The 26,062-nt window shown below is 71.8% G+C and carries 24 protein-coding genes; 3 read left to right on the top strand and 21 right to left on the bottom strand.

Annotated elements, in window-relative coordinates; translation table 11 throughout:
- Nucleotides 1–24: 24 nt before the first annotated feature.
- Entirely contained in the window at nucleotides 25–2,079 is a 2,055-nt protein-coding gene (locus AC2DFQ_RS13590) for a bifunctional aldolase/short-chain dehydrogenase (protein WP_484534259.1), read from the top strand.
- A gap of 473 nt (nucleotides 2,080–2,552) precedes the next feature.
- Here AC2DFQ_RS13590 and AC2DFQ_RS13585 read toward each other — a convergent pair whose 3' ends face one another.
- The 20 genes from AC2DFQ_RS13585 to AC2DFQ_RS13490 all read right to left on the bottom strand — a co-directional run bounded on the left by AC2DFQ_RS13585 (nucleotide 2,553) and on the right by AC2DFQ_RS13490 (nucleotide 22,416).
- Nucleotides 2,553–3,524, bottom strand: coding sequence for a LacI family DNA-binding transcriptional regulator (locus AC2DFQ_RS13585; RefSeq protein WP_484534351.1), 972 nt, complete (start codon nucleotides 3,522–3,524; stop codon nucleotides 2,553–2,555).
- Nucleotides 3,525–3,591: 67 nt separating this feature from the next.
- Complete coding sequence (locus AC2DFQ_RS13580; RefSeq protein ID WP_484507886.1) at nucleotides 3,592–4,479, bottom strand: hypothetical protein; 888 nt, start codon at nucleotides 4,477–4,479, stop codon at nucleotides 3,592–3,594.
- A 225-nt stretch (nucleotides 4,480–4,704) separates the two neighbouring features.
- Complete coding sequence (locus tag AC2DFQ_RS13575) at nucleotides 4,705–5,955, bottom strand: ABC transporter permease (RefSeq protein WP_484507885.1); 1,251 nt, start codon at nucleotides 5,953–5,955, stop codon at nucleotides 4,705–4,707.
- Nucleotides 5,952–6,698 (bottom strand): ABC transporter ATP-binding protein, encoded by a 747-nt coding sequence (locus AC2DFQ_RS13570; RefSeq protein WP_484507884.1) that lies wholly within the window; start codon nucleotides 6,696–6,698, stop codon nucleotides 5,952–5,954. The genes AC2DFQ_RS13575 and AC2DFQ_RS13570 overlap by 4 nt, the downstream gene beginning before the upstream one ends.
- A complete protein-coding gene (locus AC2DFQ_RS13565; RefSeq protein ID WP_484507883.1) occupies nucleotides 6,695–7,855 on the bottom strand; it encodes a peptidoglycan-binding protein in 1,161 nt (386 codons plus the stop codon). Before AC2DFQ_RS13565 ends, AC2DFQ_RS13570 begins: the two co-directional genes overlap by 4 nt.
- A 32-nt stretch (nucleotides 7,856–7,887) precedes the next feature.
- The gene (locus AC2DFQ_RS13560) at nucleotides 7,888–8,370 is read right to left on the bottom strand and encodes a hypothetical protein (RefSeq protein ID WP_484507882.1); all 483 of its coding nucleotides are present in this window, start codon (nucleotides 8,368–8,370) and stop codon (nucleotides 7,888–7,890) included.
- Nucleotides 8,371–8,529: 159 nt separating this feature from the next.
- Nucleotides 8,530–9,513: a 1-phosphofructokinase family hexose kinase gene (locus AC2DFQ_RS13555; protein ID WP_484507881.1), complete on the bottom strand. Its 984-nt coding sequence runs from the start codon at nucleotides 9,511–9,513 to the stop codon at nucleotides 8,530–8,532.
- Nucleotides 9,510–10,358: a class II fructose-bisphosphate aldolase gene (locus AC2DFQ_RS13550; protein ID WP_484507880.1), complete on the bottom strand. Its 849-nt coding sequence runs from the start codon at nucleotides 10,356–10,358 to the stop codon at nucleotides 9,510–9,512. Before AC2DFQ_RS13550 ends, AC2DFQ_RS13555 begins: the two co-directional genes overlap by 4 nt.
- Nucleotides 10,355–11,002 (bottom strand): nucleoside/nucleotide kinase family protein, encoded by a 648-nt coding sequence (locus AC2DFQ_RS13545; protein ID WP_484507879.1) that lies wholly within the window; start codon nucleotides 11,000–11,002, stop codon nucleotides 10,355–10,357. Before AC2DFQ_RS13545 ends, AC2DFQ_RS13550 begins: the two co-directional genes overlap by 4 nt.
- Nucleotides 10,999–12,075: a zinc-dependent alcohol dehydrogenase gene (locus AC2DFQ_RS13540; protein WP_484534258.1), complete on the bottom strand. Its 1,077-nt coding sequence runs from the start codon at nucleotides 12,073–12,075 to the stop codon at nucleotides 10,999–11,001. Before AC2DFQ_RS13540 ends, AC2DFQ_RS13545 begins: the two co-directional genes overlap by 4 nt.
- Nucleotides 12,075–12,800 carry an SDR family oxidoreductase gene (locus AC2DFQ_RS13535; RefSeq protein ID WP_484534257.1) on the bottom strand — a complete coding sequence of 242 codons (726 nt, stop codon included), beginning with the start codon at nucleotides 12,798–12,800 and terminating at the stop codon, nucleotides 12,075–12,077. The genes AC2DFQ_RS13540 and AC2DFQ_RS13535 overlap by 1 nt, the downstream gene beginning before the upstream one ends.
- Nucleotides 12,797–13,558, bottom strand: coding sequence for a class II aldolase/adducin family protein (locus AC2DFQ_RS13530; RefSeq protein WP_484534256.1), 762 nt, complete (start codon nucleotides 13,556–13,558; stop codon nucleotides 12,797–12,799). Before AC2DFQ_RS13530 ends, AC2DFQ_RS13535 begins: the two co-directional genes overlap by 4 nt.
- Entirely contained in the window at nucleotides 13,555–15,057 is a 1,503-nt protein-coding gene (locus tag AC2DFQ_RS13525) for a rhamnulokinase (protein WP_484534255.1), read from the bottom strand. Before AC2DFQ_RS13525 ends, AC2DFQ_RS13530 begins: the two co-directional genes overlap by 4 nt.
- A 2-nt stretch (nucleotides 15,058–15,059) precedes the next feature.
- The gene (locus AC2DFQ_RS13520; RefSeq protein ID WP_484534254.1) at nucleotides 15,060–15,827 is read right to left on the bottom strand and encodes an SDR family oxidoreductase; all 768 of its coding nucleotides are present in this window, start codon (nucleotides 15,825–15,827) and stop codon (nucleotides 15,060–15,062) included.
- A gap of 76 nt (nucleotides 15,828–15,903) precedes the next feature.
- Nucleotides 15,904–16,896, bottom strand: coding sequence for an ABC transporter substrate-binding protein (locus AC2DFQ_RS13515; RefSeq protein WP_484507873.1), 993 nt, complete (start codon nucleotides 16,894–16,896; stop codon nucleotides 15,904–15,906).
- A 48-nt stretch (nucleotides 16,897–16,944) separates the two neighbouring features.
- Nucleotides 16,945–18,024 carry an ABC transporter permease gene (locus AC2DFQ_RS13510; protein WP_484507872.1) on the bottom strand — a complete coding sequence of 360 codons (1,080 nt, stop codon included), beginning with the start codon at nucleotides 18,022–18,024 and terminating at the stop codon, nucleotides 16,945–16,947.
- On the bottom strand, nucleotides 18,021–18,785 hold the full coding sequence (locus tag AC2DFQ_RS13505; RefSeq protein WP_484534253.1) for an ATP-binding cassette domain-containing protein: 765 nt from the start codon (nucleotides 18,783–18,785) through the stop codon (nucleotides 18,021–18,023). The genes AC2DFQ_RS13510 and AC2DFQ_RS13505 overlap by 4 nt, the downstream gene beginning before the upstream one ends.
- Nucleotides 18,786–18,839: 54 nt before the next feature.
- The gene (locus AC2DFQ_RS13500) at nucleotides 18,840–20,273 is read right to left on the bottom strand and encodes an FGGY-family carbohydrate kinase (RefSeq protein ID WP_484534252.1); all 1,434 of its coding nucleotides are present in this window, start codon (nucleotides 20,271–20,273) and stop codon (nucleotides 18,840–18,842) included.
- A complete protein-coding gene (locus AC2DFQ_RS13495) occupies nucleotides 20,270–21,316 on the bottom strand; it encodes a class I mannose-6-phosphate isomerase (protein WP_484534251.1) in 1,047 nt (348 codons plus the stop codon). Before AC2DFQ_RS13495 ends, AC2DFQ_RS13500 begins: the two co-directional genes overlap by 4 nt.
- Nucleotides 21,313–22,416: a LacI family DNA-binding transcriptional regulator gene (locus AC2DFQ_RS13490; protein WP_484534250.1), complete on the bottom strand. Its 1,104-nt coding sequence runs from the start codon at nucleotides 22,414–22,416 to the stop codon at nucleotides 21,313–21,315. The genes AC2DFQ_RS13495 and AC2DFQ_RS13490 overlap by 4 nt, the downstream gene beginning before the upstream one ends.
- Nucleotides 22,417–22,502: 86 nt before the next feature.
- Here AC2DFQ_RS13490 and AC2DFQ_RS13485 point away from each other — a divergent pair, with 86 nt between their 5' ends.
- Nucleotides 22,503–23,687, top strand: a complete 1,185-nt coding sequence (locus AC2DFQ_RS13485) for an HAD-IA family hydrolase (protein WP_484534249.1) — start codon at nucleotides 22,503–22,505, stop codon at nucleotides 23,685–23,687.
- A 144-nt stretch (nucleotides 23,688–23,831) separates the two neighbouring features.
- Here the strand turns inward: AC2DFQ_RS13485 and AC2DFQ_RS13480 are convergent, their stop codons facing one another.
- The gene (locus AC2DFQ_RS13480; RefSeq protein ID WP_484534248.1) at nucleotides 23,832–24,560 is read right to left on the bottom strand and encodes an SDR family oxidoreductase; all 729 of its coding nucleotides are present in this window, start codon (nucleotides 24,558–24,560) and stop codon (nucleotides 23,832–23,834) included.
- Nucleotides 24,561–24,684: 124 nt separating this feature from the next.
- Between AC2DFQ_RS13480 and AC2DFQ_RS13475 the strand changes: the two genes are divergently transcribed.
- Entirely contained in the window at nucleotides 24,685–26,061 is a 1,377-nt protein-coding gene (locus tag AC2DFQ_RS13475; RefSeq protein WP_484534247.1) for a mannitol dehydrogenase family protein, read from the top strand.
- Nucleotide 26,062 lies beyond the last annotated feature (1 nt).

Raw genomic sequence — 26,062 nt, 5'->3', positions numbered from 1 at the left:
ACCTCTGACCCGAAGGATTTCCGAATGACGAACCCGACCGCCGCCGAGCTCATCGCGCGGAGCAACCGCCTGGGCGCCGACCCGAAGAACACCAACTACGCGGGAGGAAACACCTCCGCCAAGGGCACCGAGACCGATCCGGTCACCGGTGAGCCCGTCGAGCTGCTGTGGGTGAAAGGCTCGGGCGGTGACCTCGGGACGCTCACGGAGAAGGGCCTCGCGGTGCTGCGCCTGGACCGCATGCGCGCGCTCGTCGACGTCTACCCCGGCATCGAACGCGAGGACGAGATGGTCGCCGCGTTCGACTACTGCCTCCACGGCAAGGGCGGAGCGGCGCCCTCGATCGACACCGCGATGCACGGCCTGGTGGATGCGGCGCACGTCGACCACCTGCATCCTGATTCGGGCATCGCGATCGCGACCGCGGCCGACGGCGAGGCGCTCACCGCGACCATCTTCGGCGAGAAGGTCGTGTGGGTGCCGTGGCGCCGGCCCGGGTTCCAGCTCGGCCTGGACATCGCCGAGATCAAGCGGCAGAACCCGCAGGCGATCGGCTGCATCCTCGGCGGCCACGGCATCACCGCGTGGGGCGACACGTCGGATGAGGCGGAGGCGAACTCGCTGTGGATCATTCGGACGGCGGAGGCCTACATCACCGAGCACGGCCGGCCCGATCCGTTCGGCGAGGTGCGCGCCGGCTTCGAGGCGCTCCCCGAGGCCGAACGTCGCGCGAAGGCTGCGGCCCTGGCCCCGACCATCCGCGGCCTGGCGTCGACCGACAAGCCGATGGTCGGGCACTTCACCGACTCCGCCGACGTACTGGACTTTCTCGCCGCGGAGAAGGCGCCCGCTCTCGCCGAGCTGGGCACGAGCTGCCCCGACCATTTCCTCCGCACCAAGGTCAAGCCGATGCTGCTCGACCTCCCCGCCGACGCGTCCGTCGAGGACTCCATCGCGCGCCTGAAGGAGCTGCACGAGCAGTACCGCGCCGATTACCAGGCGTACTACGACGCGCACGCGGAGCCTTCGACCGGCTCGGGCACCGGCAGCCCGGCCATGCGCGGAGCCGACCCGCTCATCGTCCTGATCCCCGGTGTCGGGATGTTCTCGTACGGCGCGAACAAGCAGACCGCACGTGTGGCGGGCGAGTTCTACGTCAACGCCATCCACGTGATGCGCGGCGCCGAGGCGCTGTCGACCTACACGCCGATCTCGGACGCGGAGAAGTTCCGCATCGAGTACTGGGCGCTGGAGGAGGCGAAACTGCAGCGGATGCCGAAACCGAAGTCGCACCAGGGCCGCATCGCGTTCGTCACCGGCGCCGCATCCGGAATCGGCAAGGCCATCGCCACCCGCCTGGCGGCCGAAGGCGCGTGCGTCGTCGTCGCCGACCTGGACCTCGAGAAGGCACAGGCCACCGCGGCCGAACTCGGGAACGCGGATGTCGCGATCGGCATTGCGGCGAACGTGGCCGATGCCGGCGCCGTGCAGGCGGCGATCGACGCGACGCTGCTGGCGTTCGGCGGCATCGACCTCGTCGTGAACAACGCGGGACTCTCGCTGTCCAAGCCGCTGATGGAGACGACCGAGAAGGACTGGGACCTCCAGCACGACGTCATGGCCAAGGGCTCGTTCTTCGTGTCGAAGGCCGCGGCGAAGGCGCTCATCGAGCAGGCCATGGGCGGTGACATCATCTACATCTCCTCGAAGAACTCCGTCTTCGCCGGCCCCAACAACATCGCGTACTCCGCGACGAAGGCCGACCAGGCTCACCAGGTGCGTCTGCTGGCGGTCGAGCTCGGGGAGTACGGCGTGCGCGTGAACGGCATCAACCCCGACGGCGTGGTGCGCGGCTCGGGCATCTTCGCCTCCGGCTGGGGCGCCAACCGCGCCGCGACGTACGGCGTCAAGGAAGAAGACCTCGGCCAGTACTACGCGAACCGCACGATCCTCAAGCGCGAGGTCGTGCCCGAGAACGTCGCCGACGCCGTTTACGTGCTCACCGGCCCGGAGCTGTCGCGCACCACGGGCCTCCACGTGCCGGTCGACTCCGGCGTCGCGGCGGCCTTCCTCCGATGAGCACCCCCGGCCCGGGAGCGCCCCCTGACGCAGAGGCAGTCCCTGACGCAGGGGGCGGTCCCTGACACAGGAGCGGTCCCTGAGCCTGTCGAAGGGCCGCGGGCGCCCGCCCAAGCTCCGCGACCGGCACGGGGACGCGGCCCGGCACGGGGTGGCCGCGTGGTCGGGGCATCCGGCGGCGCCGTCGCGGCGGTCACCCTCGGGCCACGAGCGGGCGCGTCATGATCGGGCGCGCGCCCCGGAGTGTTGTCCCTCGAGCCCCAGGCGCGGTGACCGGCTTCATTCGGGCCTTCGAGCGTCGCGCAAATCGCGGAGATCTCGCGGATCGAGGAGCGCAATATCCGGCGGCGTCCTCGATCCGCGAGATCTCCTCTGTTCGCTGAGCTCCGCCCGCCAGGGCGGGGTCTCGGACCGGCACTTTCGGCTCGCGCCCCACCGAGCGCCTGGCCACCGTGCGCGAGCACCGGCGGGCGTCAGATCGGAACGCGGCAGGAATCGCGTTCGACGAGCGTGACCTCCACCATCGCCGGGGACGGCGCGGACCCGGGCGAGGACAGCCGCTGCAGGACGCGCTCGGCGGCGAGCCGCCCCATCCGCTCGGGACTCTGGTCGATCACGGTGATCGCCGGGCGAAGCAGATCGGCGAGCGGGAAATCACCGAACCCGACCAGCGGCATCGGGTCGTCCCGGAGGGCGCGGGCCAGCGCCATCGTCGTGCGCGCATTCGACGAGAAGATCGCCGTCGCCGGGTCGGTGCCCGTCCGCGTGCGGGCGACGGCACGCTCGGCCGCGGCCGCGGTGGACACGTCCGCGTGGATGAGGTCGTCGTCCACGGCGGCACCCGCCTCACGGAGCGCTCGCTGCCACCCCGCGAGCCGGGCACGCTCGGTGGAGCGGTCGAGTTCGTCACCCAGGTAGGCGATCCGGCGGTGCCCGTGCTCGAGAAGATGCTCGGTCGCGGCGTACGCGCCCCCCTCGTCGTCGGCGGTGAACGTGTCGGTCTTCAGGCCGGTGGCGCCGCGGTCCACGCACACGATCGGCGTGGATTCCTGCCACCGCTCGAGGTACCCCTGGTCCTCGCCGATGGGCGCGATGATCAGACCGGAGAGCTTGCGTCCGAGAAGCGACTCCAGCGTCTCCTGCTCATCTGCGGGGTCTTCCCCCAGGCTCGTCACCAGCGTGGACATCCCCGCCCCGCGGGCCACCGCATCCACCGCCCGGGCGATCGCGGCGAAGAACGGGTCGACGATGTCGGGGACCGCGACGCCGATCACCGACGAGCGACCGGCACGGAAGGTCGTCGCCAGGACGTTGGGGACGTAGTTGAGCTCGCGCATCACCTGCTGCACGCGCTCGCGCGTGTGAGGCAGCACGTGCGGGTCGTCGTTGAAAACCCGCGACACGGTCTTGGCGCTGACACCGGCCCGCGCGGCCACGTCTCGCATCGTCGTCACGTCGCCATCCTTCCACCCGCGCGCCACGCCTCGCGCCGCGGCGACGGGGACTGTGGAGTCAGCGGTCGTCGACGGCGCCTGTGAGTTCGCGCAGGCGCACCAGCGCGCGGGTGGTGAGAAGCTCTTCCCGGGTCTCCCCGGCGAACGACAGGCTGTCCTTCCACAGGGATCGACCGGCCATCGCGCCGGCGGCGCCGCCGGCCATCGCCGTACGGACCTGCCCGATGAAGGTCTCGTGGTCCACCCCCGCCGAGAGCACCGCCCACGGCACGCCCTGGGCCGCCGCGGTGACTGCAGCGCAGGCCTCAGGGCTTCCGGGGTACTGCAGCTTCAGCACCTTCGCGCCGCACGCGACGGCGAGGGCCGCACCATCGGCGACAAGCGTCGCGAAGGCCGCGGCGTACTCCTCGTCGCTCTCGCCCTCGAGCGGGTAGGTGAGGAGCTCCACGATCAGCAGCAGCCCCTCGGCTTCGCACGCGGCCACGAGGTCGCGGATCTCCTGCGCCACGCGGGAATCGATGTCCTGCCGGTCGGGGCGGATGTACCAGAGCATCTTGGCGACGTCGCCGCCGAGGGCGTGCACGGTCGCAGGCGTCACACCGCCGACGTAGTTCGTGAAGCGGAGGCCGTCGACCACGTCGAAGCCGGATGCGTCCAGGCCGACCACCAGCGCGGTGTCGCGGGAGAGCACGCCATCGTCCACGATCGAGGGAAGGGCGACCTCGGGGTCGAGGAGGATTGCGGGGGCGTGGTTGGCGAGGTGACGGACGAGGTCGGCCTTGACCTCGGCCAGCTCCGCCTTCGTGATCGCCGACGAGCCGTTGGGGGCATCCGGGATCGCCGCCTTCATCCCGTTGCGCTGGTCGGCTGCGACGATCAGCATGTTCCCGCGGGGCGTGGAGATGCGCTGCATGCCGCGTCGTTCGGGTGTGGTCAGCGGGTTCATGAGTGCGTCCTCTTCGATTCGCTTGAGGGGAGAAACCCCGGAAATTCAACCATGACACCGGTGACTTGCTCCCCCTCCATGGTGCCCTCTGGATGGCCGGGTGTCAATGCCGGGCGCGGGGGCGACGACACGGGGCGAGCCGCACACGCGTGATCGGGTGGCCGAGACCGACCACCCGATCGCGCCCAGGCGCCCAGGCGCCCAGGCGCCCAGGCGCTCAGGCGCTTAGGCGCTCAGGGCGACCGAGGGCGCGGTCCTCGCTGCCCGGACCGCGGGGTAGAGTCCGGCGACCGCTCCGATCGAGATCGTGGCAACGAGCCCCCCGAACAGGACCCACACCGGTACGACGGGGATCCAGCCGTTGGCCGTGGCGATGACAGCGGTCACCGCGCTGCCGATCCCCGCCCCCGCCAGCCCTCCGAGCGCTGACAGCAGGACGGCCTCGGTGAGGAACTGCACGCGGATATGTCGGCGCGTGGCACCGATCGCGCGGCGGAGCCCGATCTCCCTGCGTCGTTCGAGAACCGAGATGATCATCGTGTTGGCCACTCCGATACCGCCGACGACCAGCGCGATCGAACCGAGGGCCAAGAGAAGACCGGTGAACGCCTGGTCCACCGCGCTGGTGGCTGCGAGCGCGTCCGAGGGCCGCGAGACGGCGACGTCTCCCGGGGACTGCGGTTGGAGCGACGGCGCGATGAGCGCGCGCGTGGAGATGACCGCGTCATCCGCCGATCGCTCGTACAGCCGCGTCGGTGCCCCGGAGTGCTCATACTGTGCGAGGGCCATCGGGATGCCGACGAGCGCTGCGAGATCGAGCTCGGGGGCGAGGGGCACCGGGTCGAGCACGCCGATCACCGTCGCGCTCTGACCATCGATCCACACCTCGGAGCCCGGGCCGTCCACGCCCAATCGCGCGGCCGCCGTCGCGCCCAGCACGGTGGTGGGGAGGGTCGCGGTCGCCGCGTTGAACCATCGCCCCGTGCCGACCCGCGCTCCCACGACGTCCAGCAGATCGACTTCGGCCGCTGTGACCGTCAGCCCGCCCGACCGGTTCGGGTCAACGAGCCTGTTGCGGTACACCTTCACGTCGAGATCGGCGGCGGTCGTCGCATTCCCGACTCCCGCCAGCCGTTCCACGCGAGCCGCAGCGTCCGCCGGAAGGGGGAGCGGCGCGACGGGTCCGCGCGCCTCGGCCACCGTCGCCGTGAGCAGATTGGTCCCCAACGACGACAGCTGCTCGTCCAGGCGCGCGCGGCTGGAGGCGGAGCTGCCGACGACGGCCACCATCGCCGCGATCCCGATCGCGATCCCCAGCGCCGACAGCACCGCCCGCAACGGGCGGGCGCGCAGGCCGGACGAGCCGACGTACACCAGGTCGCTCGGCCGCAGTCTCGACCGCGGGAATCGCTCCTCCTCCCCCGGCCCTGGCCGGTCCCGGCCGGTCGGTGAGGTCTGCGCAGACGTATCCGTCACTCGGTGCTCCCTTTCCTGGGGCCGGCCGCCTCCGCCGTGACGCCGGCACGCGCCGTACGTTCGGGGGCGGGGCCACTGTCGAAGATCACGGCACCGTCGGAGATTGCGACGCGACGGGGCAGCCGCTCGGCGAGGGCGGAATCGTGCGTGATGACCACGACGGTCGTGCCCTCGTCGTTGAGGTCGTGGAGCAGCTGCACGATCCCTCTGCCCGACTCGGAGTCGAGGTTGCCCGTCGGCTCGTCGGCCAGGATCAGCGGAGGCTCTCCTGCGACGGCTCGCGCGATCGCGACCCGCTGGCGTTCGCCACCCGAGAGCTGCCCGGGCAGGTGATCCATCCGATGACCGAGCCCCACGCGCTCCAGGGCGCGATGGGCCAGCACCCGTCGCCGCCGCCGGGGCATCCCCGTATACAGCAGGCCGTCCGCGACGTTGTCGAGCGCGTCCACTCCTTCGCGGAGGTGGAACTGCTGGAACACGAAGCCGATCCGGTGGGCCCGTAGGGCCGACAGTGCCGCATCGTTCATCGTGCCGATGTCATGACCGTCGATGAACGCCGCGCCGGATGTCGGGCGGTCGAGGGTTCCGATCACGTTCAGGAGGGTCGATTTCCCCGAGCCGCTCGGGCCGACGATCGCGACGAACTCCCCTGCCCGCACGGTGAGGGTGACGCCGGCCAGAGCCCGCACCGGCGGCGATCCGTACGTACGGGTGACCTGCTCGAGGCGGATGAAGGAACTCATGAGGACGGCACCACGACGGGGGTCCCGTCCTCGATCCCCGGACCGGACACCGCGACCCGGCCGGAGGAGAACGCGCCCAGGGTCACCGGCACCCGCTCGGTGGCGCTCTCCGAGGCATCGGTGAGCACCTCGAGGGCGAAGGAGTCGGCGTCGATGGCGACCAGCGCCTCCACCGGGGCGGTCAGCACATCCGCGCCCAGGGTGGTGGAGAACCGCGCCGTGACGCTCGCCCGGGCGAACTGCGCGGCAGCCTCCGGAGCATCGAGGGTGATCGACACGGGCACGACGAACGTCGACGTGGCCTCCCCCGGGCCGCCGGCCTCTTGCACCTGCTCGGTCGGCTGACCGACGGCCGCGATCACGCCCGGCGTCTCAGAGCCGTCGGGCAGCGCGATGGCGATCGGGGCACCCACCACCGCGAGCTGCTGGTCGGCCAGTCGCAGCGCGAGATCGACCACCTTCACCGTCGACGTCACCTGGTACAGCTCGGCCCCCGGGCCCACGTCCGCTCCGAGAGTCGCGGTGAGCTGGGCGACCCGGATGTCTCCGGGGGCGAAATGCACGGCCGAACGATCCAGACGGCCGGTCTGCTCGACCCCCGCGGCCTTCTGCCACGCCTTCACGGATGCGGCGGTCTCCCGGGTGAACCTCCCGTCCGGCGCGGAGGGGAACAGCCCGAACGCGGCGAGGTTCTGTTCGAGTTGACGCACGTCATCGCCGTCGGTCATCCCGCTCTCGAACGAGCGCCAGGCGGGGAGGTCGCCGCGCAGCAGCAGGACGGGCGCGTTGTTCACCCGGTAGAGCTGACCGCCCGGCGCGATCACCGTCCCGGGCGCCGGAAGCATGGTCAGCACGCCGGCCGGGCCCGCGAACAGGCGCCCGTCCGCCGCGTAATGGAGCGTGCCCTGCACGTTCGTCGTCGCGATCAGGTCGCCCGAGGTGACCGGTGTGGTCGTCGGCGGCTCGGCCGTGCCGGATGCCGCAGACGATGCGGGGATCGATTCCCGCCCGATCAGCACGCCGGCGAGGATCGCGCCGACGATGAGGACGACACCGGTGGCTGCGAGCAGCAGCTTTCCTCGTGGACGCGGGCTGTGCACGTCCACCTCGTCCTCCGCGGCGCGGTCATCCGACGCCGTGTCCCGTCGATTCGTCATGTCTGTTCTCCGAACGTGAGCGGCGGGAGGGGTCAGTCGGTCCGGCAGGCTTCGAAGTCCTCGTCGGTCACTTCCGCCGGGACGAAGCCGGGATCCTCCAGGGTGGGTTCGACGATGTCGTAGCCCTTCTCCCGGAGGCACTCGGCGCGCTCGAGGTTCTGTTCCAGGGCTTCGACACGCTCGTCCTGGCTGACCTCCTGGACGGGCGGGTCACCGATCTCGGCAGCGCACGTGGCGAAGGCGGCCTGGAGGTCGGGCCTGCTCGTGTCGAGGAACCCGTCGGCCGGCGGGTCGGCGACGTCGAGGCCCTGATCGCGGAAACACTGCGCGAGTTGCAGTTCGTACTCGTGGTACGCCGCCGTGTACGCGTCTCCCGTGAGCCCGGAAGAGGTCGACGACGCCGACGGAGCGGGATTCGCCGCGGGCGCGGTGCAGGCGGTGAGAGCCGACAGCAGGGTGGTCGCCCCCAGCAGGAGGGCGAGCGTGGTGCGGCGGGAACGGAGTGAGGTGGGCATCGCGGATCCTTCGGCCTGGCGGAAGCGCCGCAGCGGATGCTGCAACGATGACTCCCACTCCACCCGGAACCCCGTTACGGAGGCGTCTGCGCGTTTGGATACGGTCCCCATACGCCGACCACGCCGACGCACGGGAGACTCGCGCGTCGCGCGGCGCCGTCAGCGCGTGGCGGCGGGCTCGGACAGGCGCGTCGCCGGATCGGGCGCCACGGTCACGACCGGCTCGGGGGCGCCGTCCAGGCTCGGCAGGATCGTGCTGTCCTGCGCGACCGCGTGCGCCCCCCAGGAGGCAGCGCTCCCCGCGGCGGAGGCCAGCGCGTCGGGGCCCCCTTCTCCCAGGCCGACGAGGAACCCGGCCAGGGAGGCATCCCCCGCGCCGGCGGTGTTGCCCAGGCGCACGGCGCGCGCGTGCGCGTGCACGACCCGGTCCGCCGAGACGGCCAGTGCGCCGTCGGCGCCCATGCTGACGTAGGCCAGCTTCAGACCGCGCGCCAGCAGGTCCCGCACGGCGGCGGTGACGTCGCCGATGGTCGACAGCGCCCGGCCGGTGAGTTCGGCGAGCTCGGCGGTGTTGGGCTTGATGAGGTCGAGGTCGGGCGTGCGCTCAAGCAGGCGGGCAAGGCCGGCACCGCTCGTGTCCACGGCCACCCGGATGCCGCGCCGGCGGGCGTCGGCGAACAGCGAGGCCGGATCGACCGGCCGATCCGATCCGGCGAGGGGCGGCAGCGTTCCGCACAGGACGAGCCAGTCGCCCTCCCGCGTCTCCGCGAGTGCCGTCGCGACGGCGCGGTCCCACACGTCGGCCGGGAGGGGCGGAGCGGGGGCGTTCACCTTCGTCGTGGCCCCCGAGGAGTCGAGGATCGCGGTGTTCACCCGCGTGGACCCGGAGACCGCGACGATCCGCAGGAGCCCGGCCTGCGGCGAGCGCTCGGCGAAGGTGTGGTCCTCTTCGCCGAGCACCACCACGGCGGCGGTGGCGACGCCTGCGAGGTCGATCGCGGCAGACAGGTTGACGCCCTTTCCGCTCACCTCGCGCGTGTAGGCGGAGGCGCGGATGAGGCCGCCCCGCTCGAGGTCGGCCACCACGTAGGTCGCATCGATGGCGCCGGCCGGGGTGAGCGTCACCACGCGCGATGCGGTCACGGCTGCTCGCCGCCCGGGAGGTCGCCCTCGACGATGAGCCGCAGCATCCGGGCGACCTCACCGCCGACGGCCTCGCGGGCGGGGCGCACGTAGGCGCGCGGATCGACGACGGCCGCGTCGGCCTCCAGCGCGCGGCGCACGGCGGTGGTGAAGACCACGTTGAGATGTGTGCCGATGTTGATCTTGCGCATACCCGCGCGGACGGCACCGTCGATCCCGATGTCGGGCACGCCGCTCGAGCCGTGCAGCACGAGAGGGACGGCCACCCGCTCTGCCAGCCGGCGGATGAGGTCCTCGTCCAGCAATGCCGCACGCTCGGTCATGGCGTGGGTGCTCCCCACCGCCACCGCGAGCGCGTCGACCCCGGTGGCGGCGACGAAGGCGCGGGCGTCGTCGACGTCTGTGCGCACGCCCGGCGTGTGCGCGCCGCCCTTACCGCCGATCTCGCCGAGCTCGGCCTCCACCCACGCCCCGGCGGCGTGCGCACGTTCGGCGACGGCGCGCGTGCGCGCGAGGTTCTCGTCGTCGGGGAGGTGCGCGCCGTCGAACATCACCGAGCGCACGCCCGCGGCCAGCGCCGCATCCACGAGGGCCTCGTCGGTGGCGTGGTCCAGATGCACCAGCACGGGGACGCGCGCCGACTCCGCCAGGCGCAGGGCCGCGGATGCGGCGGGCTCCAGTGCCCCGTGGAACCGCACCGCGTTCTCGGAGAGCTGCAGCACGACGCCCGTCCCTGCTTGCTCGGCGCCGGCGACGATGGCCTCCGCCATCTCCAGCTGCACGAAATTGAAAGCGCCCACGGCGCGATGGCTCCCCAGGAGCGTGGACATGTGCGTCAGCGTCATGCGCGGACGTCCTTCCGGTAGTCGACCGCGAAGACGCGGTCGGCGCGATGCGCGGTGGTCTGGACGAGGTCGGCGTTGCGCTGGTCGGTGCCCAGCGCCCACGCGCGCGCGGCGTCGGGGGCGCGCCCATAGGCCTCGTGGCGGGCGATGAGCCACCGCTGCCGCTCCGCCTCGTCGGGCTGCACGAACCACACCTCGTCCAGGCACCCGCGCACCCGCTCCCACCCGCCGTGGTCGAGGAGGAGATAGTTGCCCTCGGTGAGGACGACCGGAACGTCGGGGTCGACGCGCACCGATCCGGCGACCGCCGCCTCGAGCCCCCGGTCGAAGACGGGCGCGTAGACAGCGCGGTCGCGCGCCCGGATGCGCTCCAGGGTCGCGATGTACCCGTCGACGTCGAACGTGTCGGGCGCCCCTTTCCGCTCGCCGCGGCCGAGCCGGGCCAGCTCCGCGTCGGCGAGGTGGAACGCATCCATGCCGACGAGGACGGCGTCGGCCCCGAGCTCTGCGAGAAGAGCGTCGGACAGCGCGCTCTTCCCCGCACCGGGCGCACCGGCGATGCCGAGCAGCACACGGTCGCCGGCCGACGCCAGCTCGCGGACGCGGGCGACGAGGTCATCCACGTGCACGGTGGAAACGCTCATGCCGCCGCCCCGATCCGCCCCGCGACGCCGTCGGGGATGAGGGATGCGGCGGCGTCGAGGTCGAGCACGATCTTAGGGCGCGTCGTGCGGCCGCCGGCGAGGAGGTCGAGGGCCTCCCCCGCCCGGGCGGCCGGGAGCACCGCGTCGATGATGGTGTCGGGGCGCACGACGCCGTCGGCGAGGAGGCGTACGGCGCGGGCGAGGAACGGGATCCCGCCGAGCACACCGGTGAGCTCGAGCCCTTTGACCACCACCGGCATGGCGTCCAGGGTCTCCGCCGTCCCGGGTACGCCCACGAGCGCCACGCGCCCCGCTGGGCGGGCGAGCCGCACCGCCAGGCCGAGCGACCCGTCTCCCCCGGATGCCTCGATCACGGCGTCGTGGCGGTCAGCCTCCGCGTTCGCCACCGGCACGAAGGCGGCGTCGCAGGCCCCGGCGCGCTCGGACCGGTCGCCGCGGGCGTACATCGTCACCTCGGCCCCGGCGGCGCGCGCGACCTGGGCTGCCAGCATCCCGAGGGTGCCCGCGCCGATCACACCCAGCGATTCACCGGCCTGCAGCCGCAGTACCGAGAGCGCGTGCAGCACGGTGACCAGCGGCTCGGCCAGCACCGCGGCGGCCGGGTCCAGGTCCGGTGGGACGACGGCGACGTTCTCCGCGGGAGCGGCGAGGTACTGGGCCGCAGCTCCCGGCGCGTCGCCGCGGACACCGATCTCGTCCCGCGTCGGGCACTGGTCGCGGCGGCCGGCGCGGCACAGGGCGCACCGCCCGCAGCTGAGGAACGGTTCTCCGACGACGCGGTCGCCGGTGGAGACAGCGGTCACGTCCTCGGCGACGGCCACGACGGTGCCGCACCACTCGTGACCCGGGCGCAGCGGGTACCGGGTGTGACCCGACTGGAGATAGCCCATCGTCCCGTCCAGCAGAGCCAGGTCGGTGCCGCAGATTCCGGCGCGCTCGACCCGGACCAGCACGTGACCGGGCTGCCGGGCGGGAACGGGGACGTCCTGCCACTGGGCGATCCCCGGCCCGGGGAAGACGAGCGCCGCCATGCGGCCGGTGGGCCACGCCATCAGATGTCCTGACCCGTCGGGAGCAGCACGAGGTCGCGCACGACGACGTGCGCGGGCCGGGTGAGCATGAACACGATCGCCTCGGCGACGTCGGATGACCGGATCCCGGTTCCCGCGGCGATGCGCTCGGCCTCCTCGGGCGAGCCGTGCGTGAAACCCCACAGCGGATTGAGCACGACGCCGGGGGCGATGGCACCGATCCGCACGCCGGTGCGGGCGGTCTGCCGGCGCACCGTGTGCACGAACGACTGCACCGCGTGCTTGCTGGCGGAGTACACCGGTTCCCACTCGATGTCCTGGTGACCCGACACCGAACTGGTCACCACGATGTCGCCGCTGCCCTGTGCGATCAGGGGCGGGAGCGCCGCGCGCACGAGCGTCATCACACCCGTGACGTTGGTGGCCACGAGCGCCGCGATGTCGTCCTGCGCGGTGTCGACCAGATCGCCGCCGACGTAGATCCCGGCGTTGGGCAGGACGATGTCGAGCCGCCCGTGACGCTGGAGGGTGGCGGCGACCACACGGTCGGCGGTCGCGGGGTCGGCCACGTCCGCGACGACCGTCATCACGCCGTCGCCGAGGTCGGCGGCGAGCTGGGCCAGTTTTTCTTCGGAGCGGGCCACGGCGACCACGTGCGCACCTTCGGCGACGAGCGCGTGCGCGGTGGCCAGGCCGATGCCCGAGCTCGCGCCGGTGAGGATCGCGACCTTGCCCTGCAGGGTCATCGTGGCTCCTTTCCCGCGAGGAGCGCTCGCCGGTATATCTCGTCGGGTCGGGTGTCGATGCGGGCGACCTCCTCGGGCGGCATGAACTGCACGCCGCCGACCGCGCCCGCCCCCAGGATCACCCGTGCGCACTTCTGCGCCATCGCGGTGATGCCGAGAACCTCCGCGCTGCTGGCCCCGAGCGCGAACATCCCGTGGTTGCGGAGGTAGATCACCGCGGGCGCCGCACCGTGCACGTCCCGGTGGCGGCGGAGGAGAATCCGCACTTCGCGCGCGAGCCGCACCCCGGGGTCGATGTACGGCACGAGGAGGGGCGTGGCACCGAGGACGACGATCTGGTCGGGGAACAGCGCGCCCGACACGAGGAGATCGGCCGAAGCGGAGCACAGCAGCGCATTGACGCTGGTCGGGTGGGTGTGGGCCACGACGCTCGCGTCGGAGGCCTCGTATGCCACGACGTGCAGAAGCGCCTCGACCGAGGGCCGCCGCCCCTCGCGTGCCGCGATGGCCGTGAAGAGGGCCTCGACCTCGTCATCGCCGGCCCGGTCGTCCTCGATCAGCGCGAGCGCCTCGGCGAAGGCCACCGGCACGAAGTCGGCCGGCTCGGCGGTGCCCAGATTGGCCCCGCTGGCCTTGACGAGCATCCCGTCGCCCACGCGCACCGAGGTGTTGCCCTCACCGAGGAGCGCCGCGTCGAACGCGCGGTCACCGAGTCTGCGCGACAGATCGACGAGGGTCTCGCGGGCGGTGTCGGTCATACTGCTCCTCGGATGTGCGGTGCGGGTCGAGCCCGATGGTCGTTCGGGGCGGGGAACACGCGGGGCGGCGGCTCGCCGTCATCCACGTCGACGACTCGGGCGGCTGCGAGGTCGGGGAGGTCGCCGGCGGCCACGGCGAGCTGCAGGATGACGCCGTGCACCGACGCTTCGGCCGGCCCGGCCGTCACGGGGCGGGAGGCGGCCTGGGCGGTGAGGGCGCACAGCAGGTCGCCCCGCGCGCCGCCGCCGACCAGGCGGATGTCGTCAACCCGCCGGCCGGTGAGGTCTTCGACGTCCGCCACGGTCCGGGCGTACGCGTCGGCGAGGCTCGACAGGATGGCGCGGACGAGGTCGGCGCGAGAGTGCGGTGGAGTCCCCGCGTCCGCCGTGCACCGAACGATCAGGCGGTCCACGAGCGCGCCCGGCGCCTGCAGGGCGGGGTCGGCCGGGTCGAACCGTCCGGCGTACACGGATGCCTCCGCCGCATCCAGCAGTTCCGGGAGGGTCGCCGCCGGCTCGTCGTCCCGGCCGTCCGCAGCGGCCCACTCGCGCGTGGCCTGCTGCAGCAACCACATACCGCTGAGATTCTTCACCAGCAGCGTCGCCCCGTCGGCGCCGACCTCCTGGGTGAAACCGCGGCGACGGCCCGCGTCGCCGAGCACGGGTGCCGGCAGGGCGACTCCCGCGACAGCCCAGCTCCCGCACGCCACCACGGCGGTGAGGCGCTCTCGCTCGTCGACCCCCACGACCGCGGAGAAGGCCGCGGCGGTGTCGTGGGCGGTCACGAACCACACCGGCAGCGGGGCGGGGGCGCCGATGCGCGCGGTGACGTCAGGGGTCGTGTGCCCGGCGAGTCCACCGGGGTTCACGAGCGGCGGAAAGACTCCCCGCATCCCGGCGGTGAGCGCGGGCGACCAGTCCTCCCGCGCCCGATCCACCAGCGCCGTCGTGGACGCCAGCGATCGTTCGGCCGCGACCCGGCCGGTGAGGAGGAAGACGAAGGCGTCGGCGATCAGGAGGATCGTGTCTTCCGGGGCACCGATGCCGTCACGGACGTCCTGGCGGAGTTGGTGCGCGGTGTTGATCGCCTGATCCAGGACCCCCGTGGCGGCGTAGTCCGCGGCCAGGTCGCGCCCTGCCGACACCGTCGCGGCGAAGGCGGCGTCGACGTCCCGATGATGCCGCGCGAACGGACGGAGTGCGCCGTCCTGTCGGCGGGCGTAGTCCACGCCCCACGAGTCGATGCCGATTCCCCGGACGCTCGCGCCGAGGGACACGGCGGCGGCGCATCCGTCGGCGAGTCCGTCGAGAACCGCCTCCCGAAGCGCGTCGAGATCCCATCCGAGTCCTTCGGGCTGGACCGTAGGACGGTTGGCGAATCGTGCGACCTCGCGCACGGCGACCCGGGCCTGTCCGGCGTCCAGGATGCCGAGCATCACCCGGCCGCTGGAGGACCCGAGGTCCACGGCGAGGAAAGCGGAAACCGACGCGGCGGGCATGCTCAGATCGCGGTGTAGCCGCCGTCGATCACCAGCGTCTGCCCGGTGAGATACGACGAGGCCGACGAAGCCAGCAGCAGCACGAGGCCGTCCAGGTCGGAGGGGTCGCCCATCCGGCCGGCCGGGATCGCGGAGACCCACTGGGCCGCGAGGTCGGGGTTGGCCTCGGTGAACTGGCGCGTCATGTCCGACAGGATGTAGCCCGGCGCGATCGCGTTGACACGCAGCGCCGGCGCCCACTCGACGGCGAGCGAACGGGTCAGCTGGTCGACGGCGGCCTTGGACGCGTTGTAGGACGCCTGCCGCTGGGGGATGTTGACGACCCGCCCCGACATCGAGGAGATGAGGATGGCGGAGCCCTCACGACCCTCGGCCAGTAGCGGCCGGGCGAAGGCTTGCGTGCTGTAGAAGGTGCCGCTGAGGTTGACGTCGATCACCTTGCGCCAGGTGGCCGGTTCGACCTCGGCGGAGTCGCCCCAGATGGTGATGCCGGCGGCCGTGATGAGGATGTCGGCGACCCCCAGGGCCTGACGGGCGTGGGCGAATGCCGCGTCGACGGAGGCGGCATCGGTGACGTCGACCAGGGCCGAGGCGGTTCGGACGCCGTGCTCCTGCGCCAGGCGGTCGGCCGACTCGGCGACCTCGGGGAGGAGATCGAGCAGCGCGATATCGACGTTCTGTCGTGCCAGCGCGGCAGCCAGCGAATAGCCGATGCCGCGGGCGCCGCCGGTGATGACGGCCGTGCGTCCGGCCAGGTCGGGAAAGTTCATGGTGCTCCGTAGGTGGTGCTGCCGCAGAAAGATGCCGTGGCGGCCGGAGCGTTGTGCCCCGGCCGCCACGAGCGGATCAGCAGGAAGACACGTAGGCGGCTTCGCCGCCCTCGCCGTCGATGTTGTCCTCGGTGATGATGGTGAAGCCCGTCTGGATCATCTCCTCGGTCTCCTCACCCTCCAGCGCCGCAATCGCCTGCTCGACGCCGTCGGCGCCGATGGTGGCCGGCTCCTGGGCGACGAGCGCCTGGACGACGCCGTTGCGCAGCTGCTCGACCTGGGCGGGACCGGCGTCGAAGCCGACGATGGTGACGTCACCGGTCTTGCCGGCCTGCTGCACACCGGTGGCCGTGCCCTCGGCGGCGAACAGGTTGGCGGCGAAGATGCCGACGATGTCGGGGTCCTTCTGCAGCGCTGCCGTCACGATCTCGGCCGCGGTGGCCGGCTCGTTGTGGCTGTACTGGATGCCGAGGAACTCGAAGTTCTCGTCCTCCGCGACCGCCTGCTCGAAGCCCTCGGCGCGGGCGTCGGAGGTCGAGATGCCCGGGTCGATCGAGACGACCAGAACCTTGCCGCCGTCGGGGTGGGCCTCCTTGATGGCGTCGAACGCGGCAGCGCCGCCGCCGACATTGTCGCTGGAGATCTGCGAGACCGCCATCGACGGGTCCTCGAGGGTGGTGTCGACGAGGACGACCTGGATGCCGGCGTCGGCGGCGGCCTGGATGGGCGCTGCCATCGCCGTCACGTCCGTGGGAGCCACGAGGAGGGCGTCGGGCCGGGAGGCCACGACGGAGTCCACGAGCGGCTTCTGCAGGGTCGGGTCGAACTTCTCCGGGCCCTGCACGGTAACGGTGGCACCGGCGGCCTCGGCCGCCTCCTTGATGCCGCACTCCATCGAGATGTAGAACTCGTCGCCGGCGACGCCCTGGACGAAGGCGATGGTGTAGCCCTCGTCCGAGTCACCCCCGCCCGAGCCGGCGTTTCCGCCTCCTGACGAACATCCGGCGAGCATGAGCGCGGCGGATGCGCCGAAGACAGCGATGCCGAGACCTTTCTTACTCCACGTCATTGTGATCAACCGTTTCTCTTGTGTGGTGGGTTGGTGCAGTCGCCACGGTCACCCGCGTCGACTTCCGCTGACGAACCTGCGCCAGAGGCTTTGGGTGTTGCCCCGCATCGCGGCGGAGCGACGGGCCTGATCGACGTACACGGCGGCGACGAGCACCGCGCCGACGGCGACCTGCTGCCAGAACGGCTGGACGCCGGTGATGACGAACCCGTTCTGCAGCACGGCGGGGATGAACAGACCCACGACCGTGCCGAAGATGGTGCCGATGCCGCCGAACAGCGACGTTCCACCGATCACGACGGCCGCGATGACGTTGAGGTTCGTCTGCGACTGGCCCGCGATGGCCGTGGTGCTGAACTGCGACAGCGAGAGGATGCCGGCGAACCCGGCAAGGCCGCCGGAGATCGTGTAGATGCTGATGAGCTGCCGGTCGACCTTCACGCCCACGCGCCGCGCCGCGACCTCGCTCGAGCCGACCGCGAAGGTGTGGAGGCCGAAGCGGGTGTAGTGCAGCACGATCGCGCCGATGATGACGAGGACGAGCGCGATGACGGAGATCGTGGGGATGGTGCCGAACACGTTGCCGTAGCCGATCGTGGTCGTCAGCACCGTGGGGACCGCCCGGACGTCGACGCCACCGGTGATGATCTGCGCGAAGCCGAGGGCCATTCCGAGCGACCCCAGCGTGACGATCAGCGGCGGGATCTTGCCCTTGGCGATGAGGAAGCCGTTGAACAGCCCCCACGCGACGCCGGAGGCGATCGCGACGAGGATGCCGACGATGGCCACGCCCCACCCCTGGCCGCCCATCTCGCGCATGACCATCGCCGACACCACGCCGGAGAAGACCAGGACGGAGCCGATCGAGAGGTCGATGCCGGACGTGATGATGACGAAGGTCATCCCGATGCCCAGCACCGCGAGGATGGAGGCGTTCTGGATGATGAGGCGGAAGTTCGACCACTGCGCGAACGTGTCGGGCGCGAGGGCGCTGAAGATCGCCACGATCACCAGGAGCACCAGGAGGATCTGGAACGCCTGCGCCTTCAGGAGGTGCTTGAGGAAGCTCTCCTTCGGTTCGGCGGTGCCGATGGCCATGGTCTCGGTCGGCGGGCTGGAAGTGCTCACGGGTTCCCCTCCTTCGTGATCGCGCCGGTCATGAGACCGACGAGCTCCTCCATGGATGTGCTCTTGGCGTCCAGGACCGCGGCGCGGGTGCCCAGTCGCAGCACCTGGATGCGGTCGGCGACCTCCATGACGTGCGGCATCGAGTGGCTGATCAGCACGACGGCGATGCCCTTGTCGCGGACACGACGGATGGTGTCGAGCACGTTCTGGGTCTGGCGCACGCCGAGAGCTGCGGTCGGCTCGTCGAGGAACACCAGGCGGTTGGCCCAGTGCACCGCGCGAGCGATGGCGATCGCCTGACGCTGCCCGCCCGACATCTCGCCGACGGGCGAGGTGAGCGAGCGCACGGTCGCACCGAGATCGGCGAAGGCCGCCCGGGACTGATCGCGCATCTCTTTGGTCTTCATGAAGCCGAAGGCGCCGCCGATGCCCGACGCCGGCAGCTCGCGGCCCAGGTACATGTTCTGGACGGGGTCGAGGTGGGGGGCGAGGGCGAGGTCCTGGTACACCGTCTCGATCCCCAGCGCGCTGGCCTGGGACGGGGAGGTGAGTTCGATCGGTTCGCCGTCGAACTTGATCGTGCCGCTGTCCACGGCGAGGTTGCCGGAGAGCGCCTTGACGAGAGTGGACTTTCCGGCGCCGTTGTCGCCGATGAGGGCGGTGACTTCGCCGGGGTACACCTCGAAGTCGGCCTCGTTGAGCGCACGGACGTGTCCGAACTGGCGGGACAGTCCCCGCGCCTCGAGTACTGGGGTGGGCATGTCAGCTCCTTTCTGTGCAGATGCGGATGTGCAGGTGGTTCACGGTGGCTCCGTTCATTCGATCCGCCCCGCCGGTACGGCGACGGAGGCGGCGTCGGCGGGCGTGGAGTGCGCGGCCAGGAACGACGCGGCGAACTCCGGGAAGTCCTTCGTGGCCGCCGAAGCGGCGTAGGCGGCGAACAGCGCAGCCCCGTACGCGGTGCCCTCGTCGTGCGCGGAGAGGGAGACGGCGGGGAGGATGAGCTCGCGGGCACGCACGACGCTGGCCATCTTGGACCAGCCGCCGGTGAGCAACGTCGCCGTGGGCGCCGGAACCTCGCGGTCCATGACCTCCATGACTTCGGCGCACATGTCGTTGCCGTGGAGGAGCGCGGCGATGAACAGCTCCTCGGGCGACAGGCCGTCGCTGTTGGCCGCGATCTGGAGGACGCCGTCGTCGTTACGCGCACCGCTGACCTGCAGACCGCCGTCGGCGAGCCCGCCGCGGGTGGGCAGCGCCATGACCCGCTCGTCGAGGGCGCGACGGCCTTCCGCGTCGGCGACCCCCAGAAGCTGGAGGACCCGTCGCATGAGGAGGCCCGACTTCGTGCCGGCCAGAAGAACGTACTTGCCCGGAAGCACGTGCCGCACGGTGTTGATGCCGGCCAGCGCGAGACGCTCGCGGGCGTCGAACGGCAGCACGGCGTCGAGCACCCGCACGAGCGCCTCGGCCGTCCCCATGGAGTCGTAGAGCTCGTCGCTCGCGGTCGCACCGGCCGCCACCGCCGAGACGAGGTGGTCGTGGCCGGCGACGGTGAGCACCGCGCCGGCGAAGGGACGCGGCATCCGGTCGTCGGTGAGAACGCCCACCGGCGTTCCGGCACCGACACGTTCGGCCAGCAGGTCGTCGCCCGCGCCGAGGACCTCCAGGGCCGCATCCCACGGACGGCTGTCGTCCTGGTCGATGATGCCGGTGCGCGAGACGAGGGAGTACTCGGCCACGCGGGGGCCTCCGAGGGAGCGGATCACGTACTCGGGCACGTTCAGGAAGGTGCGCCCCTTCAGGTCGATCCCCTGGTCGCGCAGGTACAGGAGCTTCGAGATCGTGGCGAGCGGCCCGACCGGCAAGCCGGTGCGGCCGAGGAACTCGGCGCGGAAATCACGGGGCGTCTGCAGGATCTGCTCGCCGCCGCGCGGATCGAACCACGCCATGATCGGGGCCGCCGGCACGTCGGCGCCGTCGAGCAGCACTCCCGCTTCGGCCATCCCCGAGACGCCCACCGCGCGCACCCGGTACGCGCCCTCGCGCGACAGCGTCGCGTCGGCCTCCCGGGCCAGCTCGTGCACGACATCGACGACGCGCTCGGCCGGCATCTCGGCCTGGCCGTGGTCGAGGTTGAGCCACGGCGACCGGCGGCTGACCACGAGCACCTCGCGCCCGCCGAGGGTGGCCACGAGCATCTTGATGCTCGTGGACCCGATGTCGATGCCGACGACGTATTCGCTCACTGCAGCTCCCCTGCCGCGAGCGTGGCGGGCCATCCGGCGCCCGGACGCGCGATCAGCACCTCGGCCTCGCCTTCGACGCGCCACGCACCGAAGTCGTGCGGCACGGCGACGGCCTGGCCCCGCTCGAGCGACACCGCGTCGGCGTCCGAAACGAGCGAGCCTGCACCCGCGGTGACGAGCACCACGGCGAAGCCGGCGTCGACCGGCTCGGAGGCGGAACCGGCGCCGGTGGCCACGGCGAGGCGGAAGTACGGATCGGCAGAGGCGGGCAGCACGCTGCGGATGTCGCGACCCGGCCGCGTCTCACCGGCGGTCGTGACGAGCGCGGCCAGGGCGTCGGGGGCGAGGGCGGCGGTGGAGACGGCGGGCATGACCGTGTCGAACCCGAGGTCCAGGTGCGACTCCTCCCGCGTGGAGGTCGTCACCGACCACTCCAGCAGGATCGAGAAGTCGGTGGGCTCCTGCACCTCGGCCACGAAGATGCCCCCGTCGATGGCGTGGGCGGTGCCGGCGGGGACGAGGACCCCCATCCCCTCGTGCACCTCGACGCGGTTGAGGTGATCCAGCATCCATTCGCTGTCCTGCGCATCTCGGCGGCGGTCGAGCTCGTCGCGATCGACCGCTTCCCTCCAGCCGACGTGCACGGCGGAGCCGGGTTCGGCATCGAGCACGTACCAGGCCTCGGTCTTGCCGTACGGGCAGTCCAGGTGAGCGGCGGCGAATCCGCGCTGCGGGTGGACGTGGACGGGGAGGCGCTGGCGCGCGTCGAGGAGCTTCACGAGGATGCCGACGTCGGAGGCGTCACGGCCGCTGCCCGCGCCGATCCAGGCGGCGGGGTCACCGGCGACGAGGTCGCGCAGCAGCGCGCCGTCTCCGGTGACGGCAAGACCGGTGACGGGGTCGCCGAACCGCGACACGGTGGCGCCCAGCCACTCCTCCGGCTGCCGGTCGCTCTCGGGCACGATCCCTCGCAGGGCGGCGATGCGGTCGCCGCCGAGGTAGAAGTGCTGCACGGGGTTGGGCGGAAGCAGGACGGGCTTCATGATGCGGCTCCGAGTGAGGAGGTGGCCACGGCGGCGCGCGGGGGCAGTTCGCCCGAGCCGCGCGCGACGAGGGAGGTGGGCAGGACGATCCGTTGCGGTTCGGATGCGGGGTCGTCGAAGAGTTCGAGCAGGCGCTGGAAGGCGGCCGTGGCGATCGGGCGGGGCGTGTGATTCACGCAGGTGATCGCCGGGGTGAACAGGTCGGCGAGCTCGAAGTCGCCGAACGAGATCAAGGCGAGGCCCTCGATGCCGGCGGCGCGGATGGCGTCCATCGTCGCGATGGACGCCCGCGAGGTCGCGCACAGCACCGCCGTCGGTGCATCCGTCCGGGCGAGAAGGGCCGCCGAGGTCGAGGCCATCGCCGCCCGGCTGCGGGCATGGCCGACGATGAGCGACTCGTCGACGGGGATGTCGGCCTCGGCCAGGGCCGCCCGAAAACCGTCGAGTCGGGCGCTGTTGGTCGGATACGCAGGATCGTCGCCGATGAACCCGATGCGGCGGTGGCCGTTGTCCACGAGGCGGCGGGTGGCGTCCCGGGCGGCGCCGAAGTCGTCGACGATCACGGAGTCGATCCCGTCGCGGGCGCGGTCGACGCTGACGATGGGGAACCGCCGGCGGAGCATCTGCAGCTCCTCGGCGCTCACGCCGACCGGCGCGATGATGAGTCCGCGCAGCTGGTGCCCGGCGAGGCGCTGGAGATGTTCGCGCTCCCGCTCGGCATCGAAGCCGGTGCTGGCGAACAGCAGGCTCATCCCACGCTCGATCGCGAGTTCCTCCAGAACGCTCACCAGGTCGGCGAAGAAGGGGTCGGCGATCGCGTCGATCATGACGCCGATCGCGTCCTGTCCGCCGGTCTTGAGCGAACGGGCGGTGGAGTTGGGGAAGAACCCCAACTCGGAGATGGCCGCGAGGACGCGCTCGCGGGTGGCTTCGCGGACGCCGGGCTCGTCGTTGACCACGCGCGAGACGGTCTTGATGCTCACCCGCGCGCGGTCGGCGACGTCGGTGATGCGCGCTCGGCGCGGCGCGCCGGCGCGTTCGCCCGCTGCGGCGGCTTCCGCGTCGTCCTGTGCCATGTCCTGCTCCGACATCGTTGTCATTGTGGATTCTCGTGAAGCCCGACTTCACCCGTCGATATAGTGAGCCTCACACGACAACGTTGTCAAGTCCCTCGAAAGTCGGTGCGATGATCTTCCTCGCTGTGAGCGGCGCCGCCGGCGCCGGCAAGTCGACCCTTGGACGGGCGCTCGCGCGCCGCCTTCGACTCCCCCTGCTCGACCTCGACACCCTGACCAACCCGCTGCTGGAGGAGGTCGTCACCCCCCACCTCGGCGGCGCGCACTGGAACGATCCCGCGTTGCGCGACACGGTGCGCCCGGCCCGCTATCGCGTGCTCCTGGACGCGCTGGCCGACCAGCGCGAGAGCGGCGTGGGCGCCGTGGCCGTGGCGCCGTTCACGGCCGAACTGGGCGGTGGCGACCACTGGCGCCGGCTCGTGGCAGCGTGCGGTCAGGAGCCGGTGGTGGTGTGGATGACGGGGAGCCGCGAGACGCTCGCGTCCCGCCGCGCCCAGCGTTCGGCCGACCGCGATGCCCACGCGATGGCGGCCCCGGATGAACCGCCCGCGGTGCCGCACGTGCGGATCGACGCCGCTCTCTCCACAGCCCAGCAGGTCACGCGCGTGCTCCGCGCCCTGGGCATCCACCGCGAGGTCGACCGCCATGCTCCGCTGTGGTCGCGCCCGTTCGACGCCGGGCTGTTCGACCTCGACGGCACGCTGATCGACTCCACGCCCGCGGTCCTGCGCTCCTGGAGCATGCTGGCGGCGGAGTACGGCGTCGCCCTCGACCCCCTCGCATCCGGTCACGGTCAGCCGGCGGCGCACCTGATCGCGCAGATGTTCCCGCCCGAGCGAGCGGCCGAGGCACTCGCGCGCATCTCGGCGATTGAGGAGGCGGAGACGGCGGACGTGGTCGCGATTCCCGGGTCGGCGGAGTTCTTCGCCACGACGCCGCACCGCGCCATCGTCACGAGCGGCACCCGTCTCATCGCGGGCAACCGGCTCGAGGCGGCGGGGCTCCCGCGCCCGGACGTCGTGGTGACCTTCGACGACGTGACCCGCGGGAAGCCCGATCCCGAACCCTTCGCCCTCGCCGCCGAGCGCCTGGGCGTCGACCCCCGCCGATGCGTCGCGTTCGAGGACGCACCGGCGGGCATCACGGCCGCCCGCGCAGCCGGCTGCGCGGTGGTCGCGATCACCGGCACGCACGACGCCGCCGAGCTCGCCGATGCCGACGTCGTCGTCGACCGGCTGGACCAGCTCGAAGTCGTGCTCGACGGTGAGGGCTTCCACCTGCGCGTGCGCGACTGACGCCTGCGCGGCGCTGACGCCTGCGCGGGGCTGAGGCCTGCGCGGCGCTGACGCCTGCGCGGCGCTGACGCCTGCGCGGGGCTGAGGCCTGCGCGGCGCTGACGCCTGCGCGGGCGGGACCGACGGCCCGCCCGCGCGGTCGCGTCAGCGTGCGGTGTAGCCGCCGTCGATGGGCAGCGAGACCGCGCTGATCATGCTGGCCGCGTCGCTGAGGAGGAACACGATCGGGCCTGCGATGTCATCCTCGGTCGCCCACCGGCCCAACGGCATCTGCTCCAGGAAGGGCCCCTCGATGTCTGCGCGACCCCAGTACCACGCCGACATCGGGGTCATCACGACCGTCGGGTTGACGCTGTTGACGCGGATGCCGTGACGCCCGAGTTCGAGCGCCGAGACGCGGGTGATGTTGTCCAGCGCGGCCTTGGACGATCCGTAGGACACATGGCCGGTGAGGGCGACCAGGCCGGCCTGGCTGGAGACGTTCACGATCGCGCCCCCGCGACCGATTCGGATCATCTCCCGAGCGGTGTACTTCGTCACCAGCAGCGCTCCGCGGGCGTTCACCGACATCACCTTGTCGAAGATCGCGATGTCGGTGTCTTGCGGCGTGGCGATCTCGCCGCCGAATCCGGCGCAGTTGACCACGCCCCAGACATCCATGCCCTCGAGCGCTTCGCGGACGGAGTCTTCCGACTCCAGGTCGAAGGCCAGCGGGCGCGCGCCGGTCTCCTGGACGATCACCTCGAGCGACTCCGCCGTGCGACCTGCGGCGACGACGTCCGCTCCCTGGGCGACGAGCTGGCGGACGGTTGCGCCGCCGATGCCCCCCGCCGCTCCCGTGACCAGAACGGTTCGACCATCGAAGTCTCCCATTGCGTGTGATTCCTTCCTCGTTAGACTCTCGGCCGTGACCGACTTGAAAAGCTCGACGCTGAGTAACGCAAACGACAACGTTGTCATCCCACCGTACGATCGAGACGGAACTCTATCCGGCATCGTGCACTTCGGTCTAGGCGGGTTCAGCCGAGCCCACCTGGCGATGTACCTGGATACCCTGCTCAGCGAAGGCGGCTCGCGGGAATGGGCGCTGTGCGGCGTCGGCCTCCTCCCCGGCGACGCGCGCATGCGCGATGTCCTCGCCGCGCAGGACCGGCTCTACACCCTCGTGACCCGCGCGCCGGATGCAACGGCGACGGCCCGGGTCATCGGGTCGGTCGCGGAGTACCTGTTCGCACCCGACGACCGCGAGGCCGTGATCGCCAAGCTCGCCTCCCCGGACGTGCGGATCGTTTCGCTGACGGTGACCGAGGCCGGCTACGGGGTGGACGACGTCACGGGAAGATTCGATCTGGACCGCGCAGGCGCCCGCGCCGACACCGTGCCCGGCGCGGTGCCGACCACCGTGTGGGGCTTCCTCGCCGCCGGCCTCGCGCGGCGTCGCGCGCAGGGCGTGCCCCCGTTCACCGTGCTCTCCTGCGACAACATCCAGGGCAACGGCGCGGTCGCGCGCGAGGCGCTCGTCTCGTTCACCACCTCGGTCGACCCAGGGTTGGCCGAGTGGATCGCCGCAGAGGTGTCGTTCCCCAACTCGATGGTCGACCGCATCACGCCGGCGACCACGCCGGGCGACATCGACGCGGTCGAGCAGCTCACGGGGCTTCGCGACGCGTGGCCGGTGAGCTCGGAGGCGTTCGCGCAGTGGGTGATCGAAGACCGCTTTCCCGCCGGCCGGCCCGACCTGGGGGTGGTGGGTGCGCAATTCGTGGACGACGTCGCCCCGTACGAGAAGATGAAGCTCCGTCTCCTCAACGCCTCGCATCAAGCGATGTCCTACGTCGGGCTCCTCGAGGGGTTCTCGTTCGTGCACGACGTGGTCGATGACCCCGACTTCGCGGCGTTCCTCGCGGGCTACATGCGGGAGGAGGCCGCACCGACGCTGGATCCGGTACCCGGCATCGACCTCGCGTCCTACCAGGCCGAGCTCCTCGCTCGATTCTCCAATCGCGCCATCCAGGACACCCTCGCCCGTCAGGTCGTGGACGGCTCCGACCGCATCCCGAAGTTCCTGGTCCCCGTCATCGAGGATCGCCTTGCCGCCGGCGAATCGGTGACGCGGTGCGCGCTCGTGCTGGCCGCGTGGCAGGCATGCCTGGCCCGCGGGGCCCGTGACCACGACCGGCGGCTCATCACCAGCGACGTGCGCCTGGACGCCCTGGAAGCCGCCGCCCTCGCCGACGACGAGCGGCCCGGCGCGTTCCTGACCCTCGTCCCCACCCTCGGCGTGGACGACCCGCGCCTGCACGCGGCGTACGTGCGGGCTCGGGATTTGCTCGCCGAGCGCGGGGCGCGGGGAGCGGTGCGCGCCCTCGCGTGAC

This window comes from Microbacterium sp. Z11_20 (assembly GCF_057197605.1).
Note: the sequence above shows the minus strand (reverse complement) of the source record. Positions and strands in the feature narration are given on the sequence as shown.

What these genes read in the sequence shown, in the direction of transcription:
- AC2DFQ_RS13545 (WP_484507879.1), bottom strand. Translation starts at nt 11,002, where the DNA reads ATGAGCGTTTCCACCGTGCACGTGGATGACCTCGTCGCCCGCGTCCGC.
- AC2DFQ_RS13565 (WP_484507883.1), bottom strand. Translation starts at nt 7,855, where the DNA reads ATGACGAATCGACGGGACACGGCGTCGGATGACCGCGCCGCGGAGGAC.
- AC2DFQ_RS13525 (WP_484534255.1), bottom strand. Translation starts at nt 15,057, where the DNA reads ATGCCCGCCGCGTCGGTTTCCGCTTTCCTCGCCGTGGACCTCGGGTCC.
- AC2DFQ_RS13580 (WP_484507886.1), bottom strand. Translation starts at nt 4,479, where the DNA reads ATGAACCCGCTGACCACACCCGAACGACGCGGCATGCAGCGCATCTCC.
- AC2DFQ_RS13485 (WP_484534249.1), top strand. Translation starts at nt 22,503, where the DNA reads ATGATCTTCCTCGCTGTGAGCGGCGCCGCCGGCGCCGGCAAGTCGACC.
- AC2DFQ_RS13490 (WP_484534250.1), bottom strand. Translation starts at nt 22,416, where the DNA reads ATGACAACGATGTCGGAGCAGGACATGGCACAGGACGACGCGGAAGCC.
- AC2DFQ_RS13520 (WP_484534254.1), bottom strand. Translation starts at nt 15,827, where the DNA reads ATGAACTTTCCCGACCTGGCCGGACGCACGGCCGTCATCACCGGCGGC.
- AC2DFQ_RS13480 (WP_484534248.1), bottom strand. Translation starts at nt 24,560, where the DNA reads ATGGGAGACTTCGATGGTCGAACCGTTCTGGTCACGGGAGCGGCGGGG.
- AC2DFQ_RS13530 (WP_484534256.1), bottom strand. Translation starts at nt 13,558, where the DNA reads ATGACCGACACCGCCCGCGAGACCCTCGTCGATCTGTCGCGCAGACTC.
- AC2DFQ_RS13550 (WP_484507880.1), bottom strand. Translation starts at nt 10,358, where the DNA reads ATGACGCTGACGCACATGTCCACGCTCCTGGGGAGCCATCGCGCCGTG.
- AC2DFQ_RS13495 (WP_484534251.1), bottom strand. Translation starts at nt 21,316, where the DNA reads ATGAAGCCCGTCCTGCTTCCGCCCAACCCCGTGCAGCACTTCTACCTC.
- AC2DFQ_RS13505 (WP_484534253.1), bottom strand. Translation starts at nt 18,785, where the DNA reads ATGCCCACCCCAGTACTCGAGGCGCGGGGACTGTCCCGCCAGTTCGGA.
- AC2DFQ_RS13560 (WP_484507882.1), bottom strand. Translation starts at nt 8,370, where the DNA reads ATGCCCACCTCACTCCGTTCCCGCCGCACCACGCTCGCCCTCCTGCTG.
- AC2DFQ_RS13515 (WP_484507873.1), bottom strand. Translation starts at nt 16,896, where the DNA reads ATGACGTGGAGTAAGAAAGGTCTCGGCATCGCTGTCTTCGGCGCATCC.
- AC2DFQ_RS13570 (WP_484507884.1), bottom strand. Translation starts at nt 6,698, where the DNA reads ATGAGTTCCTTCATCCGCCTCGAGCAGGTCACCCGTACGTACGGATCG.
- AC2DFQ_RS13590 (WP_484534259.1), top strand. Translation starts at nt 25, where the DNA reads ATGACGAACCCGACCGCCGCCGAGCTCATCGCGCGGAGCAACCGCCTG.
- AC2DFQ_RS13535 (WP_484534257.1), bottom strand. Translation starts at nt 12,800, where the DNA reads ATGACCCTGCAGGGCAAGGTCGCGATCCTCACCGGCGCGAGCTCGGGC.
- AC2DFQ_RS13540 (WP_484534258.1), bottom strand. Translation starts at nt 12,075, where the DNA reads ATGGCGTGGCCCACCGGCCGCATGGCGGCGCTCGTCTTCCCCGGGCCG.
- AC2DFQ_RS13585 (WP_484534351.1), bottom strand. Translation starts at nt 3,524, where the DNA reads ATGCGAGACGTGGCCGCGCGGGCCGGTGTCAGCGCCAAGACCGTGTCG.